This window comes from Agrobacterium sp. 16-172Ci (assembly GCF_053522725.1).
The window spans coordinates 1-18050 of the sequence record NZ_JBNWBW010000025.1 but is presented as its reverse complement, the minus strand read 5'-3'; the positions used below and the strand labels follow the sequence as shown (position 1 = coordinate 18050).

General features: G+C 60.5%; 17 protein-coding genes and 1 pseudogene. 11 read left to right on the top strand and 7 right to left on the bottom strand.

Features of this window, described 5'->3' with window-relative positions; genetic code table 11:
• Nucleotides 1–98 precede the first annotated feature (98 nt).
• The 7 genes from ACQZ40_RS19795 to ACQZ40_RS19765 all read left to right on the top strand — a co-directional run bounded on the left by ACQZ40_RS19795 (nucleotide 99) and on the right by ACQZ40_RS19765 (nucleotide 7772).
• Nucleotides 99–890, top strand: coding sequence for a competence/damage-inducible protein A (locus tag ACQZ40_RS19795; RefSeq protein ID WP_448748570.1), 792 nt, complete (start codon nucleotides 99–101; stop codon nucleotides 888–890).
• 219 nt (nucleotides 891–1109) lie between these two features.
• Nucleotides 1110–1955, top strand: coding sequence for a universal stress protein (locus ACQZ40_RS19790; protein ID WP_448748532.1), 846 nt, complete (start codon nucleotides 1110–1112; stop codon nucleotides 1953–1955).
• 110 nt (nucleotides 1956–2065) lie between these two features.
• The gene (gpt, locus tag ACQZ40_RS19785) at nucleotides 2066–2563 is read left to right on the top strand and encodes a xanthine phosphoribosyltransferase (protein ID WP_404502579.1); all 498 of its coding nucleotides are present in this window, start codon (nucleotides 2066–2068) and stop codon (nucleotides 2561–2563) included.
• 554 nt (nucleotides 2564–3117) lie between these two features.
• Nucleotides 3118–3249 carry a hypothetical protein gene (locus tag ACQZ40_RS19780; protein WP_448748531.1) on the top strand — a complete coding sequence of 44 codons (132 nt, stop codon included), beginning with the start codon at nucleotides 3118–3120 and terminating at the stop codon, nucleotides 3247–3249.
• Nucleotides 3239–7057: a vitamin B12-dependent ribonucleotide reductase gene (locus ACQZ40_RS19775; RefSeq protein ID WP_137453112.1), complete on the top strand. Its 3819-nt coding sequence runs from the start codon at nucleotides 3239–3241 to the stop codon at nucleotides 7055–7057. The genes ACQZ40_RS19780 and ACQZ40_RS19775 overlap by 11 nt, the downstream gene beginning before the upstream one ends.
• A gap of 114 nt (nucleotides 7058–7171) precedes the next feature.
• Nucleotides 7172–7450, top strand: coding sequence for a BrnT family toxin (locus ACQZ40_RS19770; RefSeq protein WP_020808953.1), 279 nt, complete (start codon nucleotides 7172–7174; stop codon nucleotides 7448–7450).
• Nucleotides 7440–7772: a helix-turn-helix domain-containing protein gene (locus tag ACQZ40_RS19765; protein WP_162934085.1), complete on the top strand. Its 333-nt coding sequence runs from the start codon at nucleotides 7440–7442 to the stop codon at nucleotides 7770–7772. The genes ACQZ40_RS19770 and ACQZ40_RS19765 overlap by 11 nt, the downstream gene beginning before the upstream one ends.
• Before the next feature lie 6 nt (nucleotides 7773–7778).
• Here ACQZ40_RS19765 and ACQZ40_RS19760 read toward each other — a convergent pair whose 3' ends face one another.
• Nucleotides 7779–9104 carry an Nramp family divalent metal transporter gene (locus ACQZ40_RS19760; protein WP_185740892.1) on the bottom strand — a complete coding sequence of 442 codons (1326 nt, stop codon included), beginning with the start codon at nucleotides 9102–9104 and terminating at the stop codon, nucleotides 7779–7781.
• Between the two features lie 372 nt (nucleotides 9105–9476).
• Here ACQZ40_RS19760 and ACQZ40_RS19755 point away from each other — a divergent pair, with 372 nt between their 5' ends.
• Nucleotides 9477–9704: a hypothetical protein gene (locus ACQZ40_RS19755; protein WP_003523379.1), complete on the top strand. Its 228-nt coding sequence runs from the start codon at nucleotides 9477–9479 to the stop codon at nucleotides 9702–9704.
• A 25-nt stretch (nucleotides 9705–9729) separates the two neighbouring features.
• Here ACQZ40_RS19755 and ACQZ40_RS19750 read toward each other — a convergent pair whose 3' ends face one another.
• Nucleotides 9730–11463, bottom strand: a complete 1734-nt coding sequence (locus ACQZ40_RS19750) for an ABC transporter ATP-binding protein (RefSeq protein ID WP_448748530.1) — start codon at nucleotides 11461–11463, stop codon at nucleotides 9730–9732.
• 229 nt (nucleotides 11464–11692) lie between these two features.
• Here ACQZ40_RS19750 and ACQZ40_RS19745 point away from each other — a divergent pair, with 229 nt between their 5' ends.
• Complete coding sequence (locus tag ACQZ40_RS19745) at nucleotides 11693–12931, top strand: AI-2E family transporter (RefSeq protein ID WP_065656017.1); 1239 nt, start codon at nucleotides 11693–11695, stop codon at nucleotides 12929–12931.
• Between the two features lie 183 nt (nucleotides 12932–13114).
• Here ACQZ40_RS19745 and ACQZ40_RS19740 read toward each other — a convergent pair whose 3' ends face one another.
• A complete protein-coding gene (locus tag ACQZ40_RS19740; RefSeq protein WP_448748529.1) occupies nucleotides 13115–13570 on the bottom strand; it encodes a GNAT family N-acetyltransferase in 456 nt (151 codons plus the stop codon).
• 106 nt (nucleotides 13571–13676) lie between these two features.
• Here ACQZ40_RS19740 and ACQZ40_RS19735 point away from each other — a divergent pair, with 106 nt between their 5' ends.
• Nucleotides 13677–14096 carry a hypothetical protein gene (locus ACQZ40_RS19735; RefSeq protein WP_448748528.1) on the top strand — a complete coding sequence of 140 codons (420 nt, stop codon included), beginning with the start codon at nucleotides 13677–13679 and terminating at the stop codon, nucleotides 14094–14096.
• 167 nt (nucleotides 14097–14263) lie between these two features.
• On the opposite strand, the gene ACQZ40_RS19730 is transcribed toward ACQZ40_RS19735, so the two are convergent.
• The 3 genes from ACQZ40_RS19730 to ACQZ40_RS19720 form a co-directional block, all read right to left on the bottom strand.
• Nucleotides 14264–15454, bottom strand: a complete 1191-nt coding sequence (locus ACQZ40_RS19730) for a DUF2336 domain-containing protein (RefSeq protein WP_448748527.1) — start codon at nucleotides 15452–15454, stop codon at nucleotides 14264–14266.
• A 69-nt stretch (nucleotides 15455–15523) separates the two neighbouring features.
• A complete protein-coding gene (locus tag ACQZ40_RS19725; protein ID WP_065655140.1) occupies nucleotides 15524–16141 on the bottom strand; it encodes a flavin reductase family protein in 618 nt (205 codons plus the stop codon).
• A complete protein-coding gene (locus ACQZ40_RS19720) occupies nucleotides 16141–16722 on the bottom strand; it encodes a nitroreductase family protein (RefSeq protein ID WP_448748526.1) in 582 nt (193 codons plus the stop codon). Before ACQZ40_RS19720 ends, ACQZ40_RS19725 begins: the two co-directional genes overlap by 1 nt.
• 110 nt (nucleotides 16723–16832) lie before the next feature.
• Here ACQZ40_RS19720 and ACQZ40_RS19715 point away from each other — a divergent pair, with 110 nt between their 5' ends.
• Nucleotides 16833–17813 (top strand): hypothetical protein, encoded by a 981-nt coding sequence (locus ACQZ40_RS19715; RefSeq protein ID WP_220318675.1) that lies wholly within the window; start codon nucleotides 16833–16835, stop codon nucleotides 17811–17813.
• 86 nt (nucleotides 17814–17899) lie between these two features.
• On the opposite strand, the pseudogene ACQZ40_RS19710 reads toward ACQZ40_RS19715, so the two are convergent.
• Nucleotides 17900–18050: pseudogene (locus tag ACQZ40_RS19710) on the bottom strand (IS4 family transposase); the annotation flags it as partial.

Sequence of the window (18050 nt, the reverse complement as noted above, 5' to 3'; positions counted from 1 at the left end):
CATCGTCAACCAATCCCCCTTTTGCGTTTCTTCAAAACCGCTTTGCATTCGCGCTGGTGCGGCGTTAACGTCGGGTGAAACAGATGACGAGTGCAACCATGTCCAATCCCTCCTCCGCCCAATCCGTCGTGACCGCCGCCATGCTTGCCATTGGCGACGAACTGCTTTCGGGCCGCACCAAGGACAAGAATATCGGCCACCTCGCGGATGTCCTCACCATGTCCGGCATTGACCTGAAGGAAGTGCGCATCGTCGCCGACGAGGAGGAAGCGATCGTGGAAGCGCTGAACGCGCTGCGCGGCCGCTATGACTATGTCTTCACGTCAGGCGGCATCGGCCCGACCCATGACGACATCACCGCGGATGCGGTCTCTGCGGCGTTCGGCCTGCCCTGCGAGCACGATGCCGAGGCGCTGCGCCTGCTGGGTGACATGTATCGCGTCCGCAAGATGGAGTTCACCGAGGCGCGCAAGCGCATGGCGCGCATGCCGAGGGGGGCCGCTCACATCGCCAATCCCGTTTCCGTCGCCCCCGGCTTCGTCATCGGCAATGTTTATGTCATGGCCGGCGTGCCGCAGGTGTTTCAGGCCATGCTGGACAATGTCATGCCGACGCTGCGCACCGGCGCGAAGGTCATGTCGCAGGCGGTGCGGTCGCCCTATGGCGAAGGCGATATCGGCACGCCGCTAAGGGCCATCCAGAAAGCCCATCCCGAAACCAGCATCGGCTCCTATCCCAAATATGACGGGCAGCGCTTTTCGACGGAGATCGTGGTGCGCGCCCGCGACGCCGGCGTCCTGAAGGCGGCAGCAGACGCGGTTGCCGCCATGATCGAGACTATCAGCCATGAAAAAACACTGGCAGCCAGCAAGGGCGATGCAACCGCCTAAGGCAGAAAAAGCTTGAGACAGAAAAGGCTTGAGACGGGAAGCTTTGACCAAAATCAAGGTGGCGGCCTGTAAAGGCGGCCACTCTCCCCCTGAGCATTACAGGAAAAGCGGAACAGCTTTTCCGTCCGGACAATGCATAAAACAGAGACTTGGATCGATCTGGCGATTCGAAGAAAAGTCAGAACGATCTGAAAACGACATGTCACCGAGGAGAGAGAAATGGGTTACAAGACGATATTGGCAGTGGTCGACAATGTTTCGAACACGCAGAAGCTCGGCGAATTCGTGGTAAGCCTTGCCGATCAGTTTTCCTCGCATGTGATCGGCCTGCATATGGAAACGCTGGCCGCCGTTCCCCTCGTCGCGCCGATGGAAATTCCCGACCCCGCCACCGTGCAGGCGCTGCAGGATGTGGCGCATAAGGAAACCACCGACGTCGGAACCATCTTCAAGCGTACGCTGGCCGCCAACGGCATCTCGCATGAATGGCGCAGCTTCGTCACATCGGTGGGTTACGCCTCCGCATCGGCAATCGACAGCGCCCGTTGCGCCGATCTCATCGTCGCTCGCCAGAGCAGCTCTTCCGCACTTTCCGACAGCCGCTCGGATATTGACGGTTTCCTCTATGAAAGCGGCCGCCCCGTTCTCCTCGTACCGCATGTGCTGACCGTTGCGAAACCGATCAAGCGCGTCCTGATCGCCTGGAATGGCTCGCGCGAGGCGACCCGCGCCACCTTCGACGCCCTGCCCTTCCTCAAGGCAGCCGATAGCGTCGAGATATTCTCCGTCGATCAGGCCGAGAGCGAAACGCAGTCTTCCGGCCTCGCCGGTGCGGAACTGGCCGCCACGCTCGCCCGCCACGGCGTCAACGTTACCGTGACCTCGCAGGAAAAGATCGCCGGCGTCTCGCCGCAGGCCGCCATCGAAAACCGGCTGTCCGATAACAGCATCGACCTTCTTGTCATGGGCGCTTACGGCCATTCCCGCTGGTGGGAACTGCTGTTTGGCGGTGTCACCCGCACCCTGCTCGATTCCATGACGGCGCTGACGCTGCTGTCGCGTTAAAACCGGTGGAAGTGGATTGAGCTACAAGACCGTGCGGAAAGCTTGCCTTTTTGCCGGTCTTGCGGCTATTAGCCAAAGCCATCGACAATTTTGACCAGATGGTAGACGACATGTCCCTTCCCGATAAAGCCTTTCCCGTCTCCTGGGACCAGTTCCACCGCGATGCCCGTGCGCTTGCCTGGCGTCTTGCCGGTCTCGACAAAGAGTTCCGCGCGATCGTCTGTATCACCCGCGGCGGCCTCGTGCCGGCGGCGATCATTTCCCGCGAACTGAATATCCGCCTGATCGACACGGTCTGCATCGCCACCCGCCATGATTACGTCAATCAGGGCGAAACGGTTCTGCTGAAGGGTGTCGCCCCGGAACTTTCGGCGGATGGCGGCGAAGGCGTGCTGGTGCTGGACGACCTGACCGATACCGGCAAGACGGCGCTCGAAGTGCGCGAAATGCTGCCCAGGGCGCATTTCGCCTGTGTTTACGCCAAGCCGAAGGGCGTGCCGACCATCGACACCTTCGTTACCGAAGTCAGCCAGGACACCTGGATTTATTTCCCCTGGGACATGGGCTTCACCTATCAGGAGCCGATTGCCAAGGGATCGCGCGGCTGACCAGCCCCGCAGGGGGAAATGACGCTTTGAAACCGCCCCATCGGGGCGGTTTTTTTGTCGGGAAACGCCTTTCTGACGACAGCTAAAAAACACGGAAAAACCGCAGTGTCGCCTTTATGCCGCACCCCGGAAATGCGGGGTTTTGCCTTTCCCTTGCGGAAACCAGCCTCGCGCAAGCTTCAAACTTTCCCGCCAAGTCACTGATTTTTCTAAGAGCTTTTCCTATCCCCGTTTTCCACAGGCACTCCACACAATATCTTGTGGTTAAAAATGGGTTTCAATCTATGGCTTGACGAATCTGTGCCGCGAGAGGAAAGTGATAATTATGTTGCGGCGGCAACGGACCGGAAAGTAACGAGGCCGGTTCCTCTCCATCTCCAGCGCGCATGTCCAAAGCGGCGTCCCGGCCATGAGGGGGCGGTTCGCCGCGGGCTTTTGCGCGCCTTTTCGGAACCGCCAAAAACATGACGCGGGGACTGGCGGCAGGAAGCTGTTGATACTATATTTAGTATTCCATGACATGCTTGCAGCCGAATAAGCCACGAGATACAGGGATGACATCCAAGGATGAACATCACTTTCAGATCGGCAACAACCGGCTGCGCGAAGGCATCGCACGGCTGGACCGGATTTTTGCGCCCTGCACCGGGCGCCCAATGGACGAGGACAGAAACCATGCGCATTGAACGCCGCTTCACGAAGCCCGGCCAATCGCCTTATGCGGAGATCGACTTCCGCAAGGCCGTCAGTGAAATCAAGAACCCGGATGGATCGATCGTGTTCCGTCTGGCGGATATCGACGTTCCCGCGCAGTTCAGCCAGGTTGCCACCGACGTTCTGGCGCAGAAATATTTCCGCAAGGCCGGCGTGCCGAAGTTCCTGAAGAAGGTTGAGGAAAACGACGTTCCTTCCTTCCTGTGGCGCTCTGTGCCCGATGAAAAGGCGCTGAAGGATGTGCCGGAAGCCGAACGTTTCGGTTCCGAGACCGATGCGCGTCAGGTTTTCGACCGTCTGGCCGGCACCTGGGCCTATTGGGGCTGGAAGGGCAAATATTTCTCGTCCGAAGAAGATGCGCTGGCCTTCCGCGACGAGCTTGCTTACATGCTCGCCACCCAGCGTGTTGCCCCTAACTCCCCGCAATGGTTCAACACCGGCCTGCACTGGGCCTATGGCATCGATGGCCCCGGCCAGGGCCATTTCTATGTCGACCCCTTTACCGGCAAGCTGACCAAGTCCAAGTCCGCTTACGAACATCCGCAGCCGCATGCCTGCTTCATCCAGTCCGTGGAAGACGACCTCGTCAATGAAGGCGGCATCATGGATTTGTGGGTGCGTGAAGCGCGCCTGTTCAAATACGGTTCCGGCACCGGTTCCAACTTCTCCTATCTGCGCGGCGAAGGCGAAAAGCTTTCCGGCGGCGGCCGCTCCTCCGGCCTGATGAGCTTCCTCAAGATCGGCGACCGTGCAGCCGGCGCCATCAAGTCCGGCGGCACGACCCGTCGTGCGGCGAAGATGGTCGTTGTCGATGCCGATCACCCCGATATCGAAGCCTATATCGACTGGAAGGTGAACGAGGAGCAGAAGGTTGCCGCGCTCGTCACCGGTTCCAAGATCGTCGCCAAGCACCTGAAGGCGATCATGAAGGCCTGCGTCAATTGCGAGGCTGACAATGGCGATTGCTTCGACCCGGCCAAGAACCCTGCCCTGAAGCGCGAAATCCGCGCTGCCAAGAAGGACATGGTGCCGGAAAACTACGTCAAGCGCGTCATCCAATTCGCCGAACAGGGTTACAAGGACATCCAGTTCAAGACCTACGATACGGATTGGGATTCGGAAGCCTACCTCACGGTATCCGGCCAGAACTCCAACAACTCCGTCTCGCTGAAGGACGACTTCCTGCGCGCTGTCGAAAATGACGGTGACTGGAACCTCACCGCCCGCAAGGACGGCAAGGTCATGAAGACGCTGAAGGCCCGCGACCTCTGGGAAAAGATTTCCCACGCCGCCTGGGCATCGGCAGACCCCGGCCTGCACTTCAACACCACCATGAACGACTGGCACACTTCGCCGGCCGCCGGCCCGATCCGCGCTTCCAACCCGTGCTCGGAATACATGTTCCTCGACGACACGGCCTGCAACCTCGCCTCGCTGAACCTTTTGCAGTTCAAGGATCAGGCGACGAAGCGCATCGATATCGCCGATTACGAACATGCCGTTCGCCTGTGGACCGTCGTGCTCGAAGTGTCCGTCATGATGGCGCAGTTCCCGTCGCGCCAGATCGCAGAACTTTCCTATGAATACCGCACACTCGGCCTCGGTTACGCCAATATCGGCGGCCTCCTGATGTCCTCGGGCATTCCCTATGACAGCGCCGAAGGCCGCGCCATTGCCGGTGCGCTCACCGCCATCATGACCGGCGTTTCCTACGCCACCTCGGCCGAAATGGCCGGCGAGCTTGGCCCCTTCCCCGGCTTTGCGCCGAACCGCGACAACATGCTGCGCGTCATCCGCAACCACCGCCGCGCCGCTCACGGCCAGTCGGAAGGTTATGAAGGCCTGTCGGTCAACCCGGTCGCGCTCATCCATGGCGATTGCCCGGATCAGGACCTGATCGCCCATGCCGTTGCCGCCTGGGACAAGGCGCTGACGCTCGGCGAACAGCACGGCTACCGCAACGCCCAGACCACCGTTATCGCGCCGACCGGCACGATCGGCCTCGTGATGGATTGCGACACGACCGGCATCGAGCCCGACTTCGCGCTGGTGAAGTTCAAGAAGCTCGCCGGCGGCGGTTACTTCAAGATCATCAACCGCGCGGTTCCGGATGCGCTGCGTTCGCTCGGCTATTCCGAAAGCCAGATCGCCGAGATCGAAGCCTACGCCGTCGGCCATGGCAATCTCAACCAGGCGCCCGGCATCAACCCTTCCACGCTGAAGGCCAAGGGCTTCACCGATGAGAAGATCGAGGCCGTCAATGGCGCGCTGAAGAGCGCCTTCGACATCAAGTTCGTCTTCAACCAGTGGACGCTCGGTGCCGACTTCCTCAAGGAAACGCTGAAAGTTTCCGACGAGCAGCTCTCCGACATGAGCTTCAACCTGCTCGAGCACCTCGGCTTCGGCAAAAAGGACATCGAAGCGGCAAACGTTCACGTCTGCGGCGCGATGACGCTGGAAGGCGCACCGTTCCTGAAGGCCGAGCATCTGCCCGTCTTCGATTGCGCCAACCCCTGCGGCAAGATCGGCAAGCGTTACCTCTCGGTGGAATCGCATATCCGCATGATGGCGGCGGCACAGCCCTTCATCTCCGGTGCGATCTCCAAGACGATCAACATGCCGAACGATGCGACCGTCGAGGATTGCGGTGCAGCCTACATGCTCTCCTGGAAGCTGGCGCTGAAGGCAAACGCCCTTTACCGCGATGGTTCCAAGCTTTCCCAGCCGCTCAATGCGTCGCTGGTGGAAGACGAGGACGAAGAAGACCTGATCGAAGAGCTGATCCAGCAGCCGGCTGCACAGCAGGCCGTGACGATCACCGAAAAGATCGTCGAACGCGTCATCGAGCGTGTCTCGCGTGAGCGTGAAAAGCTGCCGAACCGCCGTCAGGGTTACACCCAGAAGGCGACCGTTGGCGGTCACAAGGTCTATCTGCGCACCGGCGAATTCGGCGATGGCCGCATCGGCGAAATCTTCATCGACATGCACAAGGAAGGTGCGGCCTTCCGTGCGATGATGAACAACTTCGCCATCGCCATTTCGCTCGGCCTGCAATATGGCGTGCCGCTGGAAGAATATGTGGAGGCTTTCACCTTCACCAAGTTCGAACCGGCCGGCATGGTGCAGGGCAACGACGCGATCAAGAACGCCACGTCGATCCTCGACTACGTGTTCCGCGAACTCGCCGTCTCCTATCTCGGCCGCCACGATCTGGCCCACGTCGATACGTCGGACTTCTCCAACACGGCGCTCGGCAAGGGTATCCAGGAAGGCAAGACCAACCTCGTTTCCACCGGCTGGACCCGCGGTTACAAGCCGACACTGGTTTCCAGCAATGGCGGCGAACGGTCTTCTTCCGAGCCGAAGGGCTCGGCAACGGCAGCCCCTGCCCGCGCCTCGGCCAACGTCACCTCCTTCGCCGGCTCCGCCGCCCGCAAGCTGGAACCGACCGTCTCCATCGCAACCTCCGAAATCGTCTCCTTCAAGCGGGACTATGAAGAACGCGCCAGGGAACTGGCCGAAGAAATCGCCGAGGAAGTGATCGACGACGTCGCCCAGGAATCCCAGCAGACGGCAACCGCCCTCTTCTCCGACAAGGCCGCCGCTGACGCCGCATCGGCCAAGACGGAAGCCAAGAAGGTGGAAAACGAACGCCGCATGCGCTCGATCGCTCAAGGGTATACCGGCAACATGTGCTCGGAATGCCAGAACTTCACAATGGTGCGGAACGGCACTTGCGAGAAGTGCGATACGTGCGGTGCGACGAGCGGTTGCAGCTGAGCGTTAGCTTAGGCACCAAAAAATGATTAGTCTTGAGGGCCCTTTCAGATATGAAAGAGCCCTTATTGTTTTGATGTTTTATTTATTGCAACTACTGGAAACCCGTAGTTCAGAATGTTATATTTCGAATGGAATGCGCATAAGGCGTCAGCCAATCTCGCCAAACATGGCGTCAGTTTTGAAACCGCCCGCAGGGTTTTTGACGATCCGTTTGCCGTGGATATCGAGGATCGTTCAGCGAACTACGGTGAAGTCCGACGACGTATAGTGGGTTTGGGCAACGGATTGGTTCTGACCGTGATCTATACCGAACGAAGCGAAGTGATCCGAATCATCTCCGCACGAAAGGCGACACGCGCAGAGCGCAAGGAATATGACGACAATGGCTGGTAAAACCGATCAAACCGACTGGGTCCGTCTTCACACCATGAGTGACGAGGAAGCGCAGGCCAATGCGCTGGCCGACCCTGATAATCTACCGCTTTCCGCCGAACAGCTCGCCGCAGCTCCCAGAATGCCCCGCATCAAGATCATCCGCCGGGCGCTGAAGCTGACGCAGGAAGAGTTTTCCGTGCGTTATCATATTCCGCTCGGCACCCTGCGCGATTGGGAACAGGGTCGCAGCGAGCCGGATCAACCGGCCCGCGCTTATCTAAAGGTTATCGCCGTCGATCCAGAGGGAACGGCCGCCGCCCTTCGTAAAGGCGCGGCCTGACCGACCTCACCCCATAAAATCCACCAGCAACTTCACATTCAGCCCCGCAATCACCACCGCGATCAGCCACGCAAAGGCTGAGAGCCAGAGCGGTGAGCGCAGCTCGCCCATCTTGGCCTTATCGGCGGTGAACATGACGAGTGGGAAGACGGCGAAGGAGAGTTGCAGGCTGAGCACCACCTGCGTCAGGATCAGCAGTTCCGCCGTGCCGCTATCGCCATAGAAGATGGTGACGCCGGCGGCTGGGACGATGGCGATGGCGCGGGTGATGAGGCGGCGTAGCCAGGGGGCGAGCCGCATCTTGAGGAAACCTTCCATTACGATCTGCCCGGCAAGCGTTGCCGTGACGGTGGAGTTGATGCCGCAGCACAAAAGCGCCACGCCGAACAGCGTCGGCGCAATGGCAAGGCCGAGCAGCGGTGCCAGCAGATTATGGGCTTCGCCGAGTTCGGCAACGGTCGTCTGCCCCGCCTTGTTGAAGGTCGCCGCCGCCAGAATGAGGATCGAGGCGTTGATGAGGAGCGCGAACATCAGCGCGATGGTGGAATCGAGCGTGGCGAATTTCAGCGCCTCGCGTTTTTCGGCAAGCGTCTCGCCGATTTCGCGGGTCTGCACGATGCCCGAATGCAGATAGAGATTATGCGGCATGACGGTTGCGCCGAGAATGCCGAGCGCCAGATAGAGCATGTCCGGATTGGTGACGATCTCCGTCGTCGGCGCGAACCCAAGGATCACCTGCCCCCAGTCGGGATCGGCAAGCGCCACCTGAATGGCGAAACACACGGCGATGACGCCGAGCAGCGTGATGACCAGCGCCTCCACCCAGCGGAAGCCGAGCTTTTGCAGATAAAGGATCAGGAATACATCGAGCGCGGTGATGAGAACGCCGAGTTCGAGCGGAATGCCGAAAATGAGGTTGAGGCCGATGGCCGTGCCGATCACCTCGGCGATATCGGTGGCAATGATGGCGATTTCGGCCAGCAGCCACAGCACCATCGCCACCGGCTTCGGATAGGCATCGCGACAAGCCTGGGCGAGATCGCGGCCGGAGGCGATCGCAAGACGGGCGCAGAGCGATTGCAGCACGATCGCCATGATGTTCGAGACCAGCGCGACGGTGAGCAGCGTGTAGCCAAATCTGGAGCCGCCGGCGAGCGACGTCGCCCAGTTTCCGGGATCCATGTAACCGACCGCAACGAGATAGCCGGGGCCGAAAAAGGCCATCGCCCGGCGAAACGTGCCGGCATTCGGTTTGACGCGGATCGAGCTGTGAACGTCGGACAACGAGAGATCGTCGCCGTTCCGTCGCCATCCAAAGACTGGCTTATCCATTTTCTGCGCTTTCAAATGGGAGATTGAATTGATGCAATTGCAAATCATTCGCATAAGCGGCAGCGACTGGCAAGGGGAGTTTTACGGCCGGATATCGGCGTTCGATGCCGCAGGCGCGTGTCCGGTTCGGGCGCGAACCGACACACCATCACTCGCTTATGGCTGACCCTCCTCTCCTTCCCGCCGTGCGCCGGCTGGATTCCGTCTAAGGCAGGGATGATGACGGTCGGGGGAAAGGGCGGCAGCGAATGCGGAGAGGCTGTCATCTCGAGGGCCTCACGGCGTTGTCATCGCCCTGCCCCGTCGATTTCGGAACGGCCGCACACCCGCCTGCGTTGATCTTTCAGGAAGCAACCTATTGCGGGAAAGCTCATGCGACAGGGCCACAAATTCAGCCTGGTGAACCATCCGAGCCGATGGCCGAAATATATCATGGCGCACAGAAAGCCGCGCGACTGGCTGATGACGATCAGCGGCATCGTGCTGCTGTTCATCGTCGCCGCCGCGGTCGCCATGGGTTATCTCGTCACCAGCCATCCCGGCAAGCCGGAGCCCAACCCCGGTATCGTGGAGGAACAGGCAGCGGAAAACGGCGGATAGGTTGCGGCGCGGAACGCGCCGCTTATCAGCTCAGGCCCGCAAGGTGCCCGCTGAACTGCGCCTCGTGCAGCCGGCTGTAATGGCCCTTGGCGGCCAGCAGCTCGGCATGGGCGCCGGTTTCGGCAATGCCGGTCTGGTCCACCACCACGATGCGCGAGGCGTCACGGATCGTCGCCAGCCGGTGAGCGATGACGAGCGTGGTGCGGCCTTTGGCAAGCTCCGTCAGCGATTGCTGGATGGCGCGTTCGGTTTCGGTGTCGAGCGCCGAGGTCGCCTCATCGAGAATGAGGATCGGCGGGTTCTTGAGGAACATGCGTGCAATGGCGAGACGCTGTTTCTGGCCGCCGGAAAGCTTGACGCCGCGCTCACCGATGACGGTGTCGAGCCCAAGCGGCATGGCCTCGATGACGCCATCGAGACGGGCGCGCCGCGCCGCATCCATGATATCCGCATCCGAAGCGCCGAGCCGGCCATATTCGATATTCTCGCGGATCGTGCCGCCGAACAGGAAGACATCCTGCTGCACGATGCCGATCTGGTTGCGCAGCGAAGCAAGCTTCATCTTGCGGATATCGATGCCGTCAATGGTGATCGCGCCGCTGGTGACATCGTAAAAACGCGGCAAAAGCGAGCAGAGCGTCGTCTTGCCCGCCCCCGAAGGACCGACAAAGGCCACCGTCTCGCCGACGCTGATCTTCAGATCGATATTGGTAAGAACCGTCTTGCCCTCGGCATAACCGAAGCCGACATGGCGATATTCGATATTGCCGCGCAGCAACGGCGCTTCCACCGCATCCGGCGCATCGACGATATCAGGCGCGGTGTCCAAAAGCTCGGTGAAGCGGCGGAAACCGGCAATGCCCTTCGGATAGGTCTCGATGACGGAATTGATCTTTTCCACCGGCCGGAAAAACACGCCCACCAGCAGCAGGAAGCCGACAAAGCCGCCTTCCGTCAGGCTGCCCGTCAGCACGAACCAGGCGCCGCAGATCATCACGATCATCTGCGTCAGGCGCATGCTCATATAGCTGAGCGAGGTGCTGGCCGCCATGATCTTGTAGGCATCGAGCTTGGTGCGGCGGTATTTCTGATTGTCCTTCTCGAACAGCGCCCGCTCGTGATCCTCATTGGCGAAGGCCTGCACGACCCGCATGCCGCCGACATTTTCCTCGATACGGGCGTTGAAATCCCCTACCCGGCCGTAAAGCGCGCGAAAATTCTGCGTCATGCGGCCGCCATAACGGCTGGTCACCCAGGCGGTGACGGGCACGACGGCAGCGGTGATGAGCGCCAGCGGCACATTGACCGACAGCATCAAAAGGAACGCGCCGATGAAGGTCATGATGGCGATGAACAGGTCTTCGGGGCCGTGGTGAGCCACCTCGCCGATCTCTTCCAGATCCTTGGTCAGCCGCCCGACCAGATGGCCGGTCTTCTGGTTGTCGAAATAACGGAAGGAGAGCTTTTGCAGATGGTCGAAGGCCAGACGCCGCATGTCGGTCTCGATATTGATGCCGAGCATGTGTCCCCAATAGGTGACGGTCGCCATCAACCCGGTATTCAGCACATAGATAAGCAGCAGCCCCACGGAGGCGGCAAGGATGATGGCCCATTCACCGCCCGGCAGCAGCACATCCACAAAGGCCTTCACCGCCATCGGAAAACCGAGTTCGAGCACGCCCGACAACACCGCGCAGGAAAAATCGAGAATGAACAGACCGCGATAGGGGCGATAATAAGCGAAGAAACGGCGGAGCATGGCATGACCTGGAGATCGGGCGCGGCAACCTTACGCCGCAAGAAAAACGGAGTTCAATTGTCATATTTCAATGCGCGCGCCAAGACCGATGTTCTATTTTTACCAAAATCGTTCAATAGGTTCAGCAATAAACACACAACGGTAATGTGATCCGATTATATTGCACTTATATGTATCGGTGTGACAGAGTGAATGCACCCTTCGGGGAGAATGCGAGAAAGAGCCTGCCGTGAGTAACATTGACAGCCGTAAGCCCAGTGGCGAACCGAGATGGCTTGGTCCCGCCAGCCCGACGCGGATCGCCCTGATCCCGCCCATCTCGGCTGCGCGCTGGCTTCTCGTTCTCGTCGCCCTTGCCGGCATTTATTTCTTCCACGGCTTTCTCGTCCCCGTTCTCGCCGCCCTCGTCATCGGTTTTGCCAGCTGGCCGGTTTATACCCGGCTTCTGCGGCAGGTGGGCGGCAACACCACGCTCGGCGCTACCATCGCCATCATCCTCATCCTCGCCTTCCTCGTGGTGCCGATCTTCATCGCCGCCTCCTATACGGCAAGCGAAATCCGCGAATGGTTCGGCTGGGCGGTGCATGTCAACAAGACGGGCGCCCCCGTGCCGGACTGGATCGCGGCGCTGCCCGCCGTCGGCCCCTGGCTCGGCGAACAATGGGTGAAATATATCGGCACGCCGGGCGCCATCGGCGAGCTCATCCAGCTCGTCAGCGGTGCCAATATCGGCAATATCTACCGGGCGATCCTCGCCGCCGGCAACGGCGCGTTCCACCTTGTGCTGACCCTGCTGTTCATGCTGATCGCGCTGTTCTTCGTCTACCGCAACGGCGCGGGCTTCACCCGGCAGGTCGATCTGGTCGGCGAACGCATCCTGCCGACGCGGTGGGAACGCATTTCCCGCGTCGTGCCCGCCACCATCAGCTCCACGGTCACAGGCATGACGCTGATCGCCATCGGCGAAGGCATCATCCTCGGCATCGCCTACTGGATCGCCGGTGTGCCCTCACCCGTCACGCTCGGTGTGCTCACCGGCGTCATGGCGCTCATTCCAGGCGGTGCGCCGCTCTCCTTTACGCTGGTATCGATCTATCTGGTCGCCAGCGGCTCGCCCGCCCACGGGCTGGCGCTGTTTGTCTGGGGTTCGGTGGAACTCTTCATCGTCGACAAGACCATCCGTCCGAAACTCGTCGGCGGGCCGATCAAGCTGCCCTTCCTGCCCACCTTTTTCGGCCTCGTCGGCGGCGTCAAGACCATGGGCTTCCTCGGCCTCTTCATCGGCCCGGTGCTGATGGCGCTCCTGGTCGCGATCTGGCGCGAATGGGTGCGTGAGGTGGAAATCTCCGCCGCCGCCAGCGCCGAGGTTCCGCCCCCACCGCCCACGCAGGAAAACGCCGTTGATGAGGTTGCCGCGCTCGAAGACAATAGCGAGGAAACGACGGCGTTTCGGAAAGCGGCGTTTTGATCGGTGAAGCCTACGGGCACACGCCTCGACGCTGGTGCCTATAGATAGTCCTTAAACGGCGCATCCGTCATGCTCGGGCCTGTCCCGAGCATCTGCCACCGATTGATTCTACGATACGTGATTGGATCCTCGGCACAGGGCCGAGGGATGACGTGCAGGATACGGCAATCTCGCGCCGTAGGCCTAAAGCACCTTCTCCATGAACAGGCTCAGCGGATCCGGCCTGTAGGGCGCAAAGGCCTCGATCTCCACAAACCCCGCCTTGCGGTAAAGACCGATCGCCTCCGGCTGGCTGATGCCGGTTTCGAGGCGGATGGCGGAAAGGCCAAGCTCGGCGCCGCGCGCGACAAGCGTGTCCATGATCAGCTTGCCGATCCGCAATCCCCGTGCATCGGGATCGACGAACATGCGCTTCACCTCCGCCGTGCCGTCTCCCGCCTCCACCAGCGCGCCGCAGCCGACCACGCGGCCATCGTGCCGGGCCACGAAAAACGAGACATTGTCCTGCTCGAGCGCGCCGATATCGACCAGATGATTGCTCTCGGCCGGGTAAAGCGAGGCCATATAGGCGTTGGAAAGGTCGATGAGGCGCAGAACCGCATCCTGCCGGGGTGTTTCAAGCGTGATTTCGGTGGCCAATGCGATGCCTGCCTTCTCTATAAAAATGCGTATTTCGTCGTAATATCACTGCAATCGGGATAGATGAGTTTCTAGAGCATAAATCCCGACAGAGGCAACACACTCCATGAAAACAGCCCTCGTTCTCATGACCTTCCTTGGCTGCGACGACAGCGCCACCGATTGCCATTACCTCGCCACCTCCCAGCAGCGCTGGACGAGCATCGAACTGTGCGACGCCGTGTCGGAAAAGGAGCTGGAGCGTTACGCCAACGCGCCTTACCCAGTAGTGGTAGCCGTATGCCAGACACCGGGCGAACAGGCTCCGCAGACGGCCGGCGCGCAACCTCCCGCCTCGGCGCCTGCCACTGCACCGCAGGCAACGGCAGCGGTTACGCCGAAGGAAGAGGAAAGCCTCACCAGACAGGCAATCAGCCGCGTCAGCCGTATCCTGCCTTCCACCGAAGGCATAAAGCATCTTTTGGGAACGCCGGTGAGGATGGTTGAAAACAGCTATTCGTGGATCGCCAAGCGGTTCGATAAGTGATTGCTGGGAACCGATCTTCCCTCATTCCTGTGCTTGTCACAGGAATCCAGTCGACGCGCGTCCGCGCGGCGGAAGGAGTCTTTTCGGCCAAAGGACTTGGGCTGGCTGGATTCCTGTGACAAGCACAGGAATGAGGGTGAGAGGATGCACCCGCGGAAACCCGGACCTCACGCCGCCTCGACTGTCAGCGCCTCCGCATAATACCGCGCCTTCTGCCGCTCTTCGGCGATGGCGAGCTTGCGCACGGCATGCAGCAGTTCGAACAGCGTTTCGGAACCGTTGACGTCACGGAAATGCGCCAGCAGTTCCGCCGAGACGGAGGCCGCCACATCAGAGAGCTGCGAGCGGGCGGCACGGCGCCACATCAGCGTCGCCTCGATGAAGACGTCGACAACATCGCCGAAAAGACCGACCGACTGGAACAGCGCCTTCAGGGCATGCGGCCGTCCGGTCGCCAGAATGGCGCGCACCTTGCGGTCATCGAGACCGGAGAGATTGACCATGGTCGCCGTGAAAAATTCCAGCCGGCCCGAACAGACGGCATGGATGAGCAGCGCCGGCGTCAGTTCCAGCCGCTGGCGCAGATGCTCCACCAGCGCCGGCAGCTCCGGCGAGGAGACGCTGGCGGCGATAAGGATGGTGGCGGAATCTTCCGCCTCGCGGAAAAGACTGTCGGCGCGGTTGCGTGCGATCATTGCGTGAACCAACGCGGAGCCCGCGAGAGCTTCGCTGATGCGGCCCATCAACAGGTGACGTGCATCGGCGGGCAGCGCCTCGCGGCGGAGCAGGAGGTCGCGAATATCGGCGTCCGAGCCATGGCGCTCGGCGATGCGCCTGAGCGAAAACGGCGTGATGAAGGCATCGTCGTTTTCGAGCAGGATGATGGTTTCCGGCAGGTCGCCGACTTCGGCAAGCGCTGCGCAGACACCGCGCGGCAGGCCCGGCCTTGCGGCGATGAGCGCGCGCGTCAGGCTTTCTCCACGCCCGGCGAGATCGACCAGATCGGCCTCGCCGAGAACCGGTGAGCGTGCAATGACGGTACAGGCAATTTCCGGCTGGTCTTCGGCGAGTGAAACGAGAATGGCGCGCGGTGCGTCATGGGCATCCGCCAGCGCTTCGGCAAGCGCCAGTCGCACACGCGGCGAAGGATCGTCGAGCAGATAGGTCATCGCCATATAGGCGGCATCGCGGTTCTCGCGCGCCATGTCGGACTGAAGATAGGCACGGCCGAGAGCATTGGCGGCTTTCGCCCGCTCGGTCGATCCAGCCTTTTCAGACCAGCGAAGAAATGCCTGTACGATCACCTGAGCCTCGAAAACATTCGCAACAATGGATGGCGGCATCATCGCCGCCGCCATGTATAAAACTCTAGGCGCAAATGGTTTACGTTTGGTTCACCATAAAAATTAACCGTAGTCGAACAAGGACTATATTGACGGCGCAGTAGAGGGGCGCTGCAGCTGGAATACATCACTGCCGCCATCGCAGTAATCCATATAGCCCATGCGCGCCACGGGTCGCGACAGCCCCATATCGATGCGCCCGTCGCGAATGATCGTTTCATCGATATGGATCGCCATGACCTGTCCGATCACCATCCACGAATCCGCCGGCTGGCCGTCAACGTCCTTAAGCTGCTGTATCTGGGTCACGCGGCATTCCAGAACCGCCAGCGCCTCGCCCACGAAAGGCGCATCCACCACCCGCCCGTCGACAGCGGTGAGACCGGCAAGGGCGAACTCATCGACATCATAGCCGACGGGTGCAGAAGACGCATTCATCCGGTCCACCAGATGGCGGCTGACGAGATTGGCGGTGAAGACGCCGGTTTCCTCGACATTGCGCAGGCTGTCCTTCCTGCCGCTGGAGGAGAACATCACAAGCTTTGGCCGGTCCGAAATCGCATTGAAGAAGGAATAGGGCGAGAGATTGAGGGAACCGTCCCTGCCCTTCGAGCCGATCCAGCCGATCGGACGCGGTGCGACGATGGCCTTGAACGGATCATGCGGCAGGCCATGCTGGTTGGTGTCCGTGGTGTAGAACATCAAACGTCCCCGACCCAGGTGACGACATCGGCAAGCTCCGGCCGCGGCCGCTCCACCGGCGGGAATGTCGTCGAGCCGATATGAATGAACCCGGCCACCTTCTCTTCCGCGCCGACCCCGATTTCCGCGAGAAATGCGGAATCGAAAGCAAACCATTCCGTCAGCCAGTTCGCTGCAAAACCGCTGGCATTGGCGGCGAAGATGAGGTTGAGGCACACAGCACCGGCGGACATGACCTGTTCCCATTCCGGAATCTTGAAATGCGGTTTTGCGGTGCTGATGACGGCGATAACGACGGGCGCGCGGGTGAAGCGGGTGCGTTCCGCTTCCTGCTGCTGCAGGTCCAGTTCCGGGTTCTTTTCAAGCGCGATCCTCAGCGCCGTCTCACCGAGACGCACGCGCTCCTCGCCGCGATAGACGACGAAACGCCAGGGGGCGAGCTTGCCATGGTCAGGCACGCGCACGGCAAGGCGCAGGATGTCCTCGATTTGCCCCTTCGAAGGCCCCGGCTCGGCAAGTTGCAGGGCCGGCGTGGAACGGCGAACCTTGAGATAATCGAGGAGCTTGATATCATTTGTCATGATCAAAAATCTTCCATTCTGCTGTCATCGCAAAAACATGGGCCTTGAAATAGCCACGGCATTGGTTTTGAAGTGATCCGGGAAAATCAAGAAGTCAATCGGTATCGAAAATGTCGGCAATCAAAATCGCGGCACGTCTGACCATTGCATGTGCCGTGCTTGGTCTTTTATCGCAAGCCGCATTTTCACAGGACGCCTTCAAAGACTTCAAGCAGCTCGGCGGCACGCCGAAAATGCCGAAGCTGAACGCTTTCACCGCCCCTTCCGCACCCAACGCCCCGGAAAGCACCGCCCGCGATATCAACATGGAAGCCAAGCTGACCAGCGAAGGCGAAGCGGTGAAGGAAGGCCTGTCCTGGCGCGTCTTCAGCCCCATTCCCGGCGCGGACGGCAAGTTGCCGATGCTGGCAAGTTCGGAAGGCGGCTCGGCGGAATTCCATCTGGTGCCGGGCGAATATTTCGTCAACGTCGCCTTCGGCCGCGCGGGCGTTACCAAGAAACTCAATGTCCCGACCTCCGGCAATGTGCAGAAACAGGTGCTGATTCTCGATGCCGGCGGCTTCGTGCTGAATGCGGTTGCGGGCTCCGACAAGCAGATTTCAAGCAACCAGCTCAAATTTTCCGTCTATTCGTCAGACGCCCGCCCCGATGGCGAGCGCGGCCTCGTCATGGCCGATATCAAGCCCAACACCATCGTGCGCCTGAATGCCGGCACCTATCACGTGGTTTCCGAATATGGCAACGTCAATGCGGTGGTGCGCGCCGACATCCAGGTGGAAGCCGGCAAGCTGACGGAAGCGACCCTGCAGCATCAGGCCGCGCAGATCACCCTCAAGCTCGTCTCCGAAGAAGGCGGCGAAGCCATTGCCGATACGGCCTGGTCGGTGCTCAACGGCGGCGGCGACGTGGTGAACGAAAGCGTCAGCGCCTTTTCGACCATGGTGCTGGCGGAAGGCGAATATACCGCCATCGCCCGCAACAAGGACAAGGTCTACCAGCGCAACTTCAAAGTAACATCCGGCCGGGATTCGGACGTGGAAGTGCTGATGAAGGATCAGGCTCCGGAAGATATGACCGGGGATTTCGAGTAGGCTCCACAACAGCCTCGGCGCCTCTGGCGTCTTTTCTCTGCCTTATGCAAGGCGTCATCCTTGGGCTTGTCCCACTACTGTCCGGTTTAAATTTGCGGCCATTGGAAGGCCATCTGGTTTTGGTTTCTGGGTTTGTCCGGTGGCGGGTTTAGAAGCCGATCGGTGCGTCGCCGGTGCATGAGGTTTGCGCGTACCAGCCGGGCGAAGGCGAGTGGGCTTGGCACGGTCTTCTGGTCA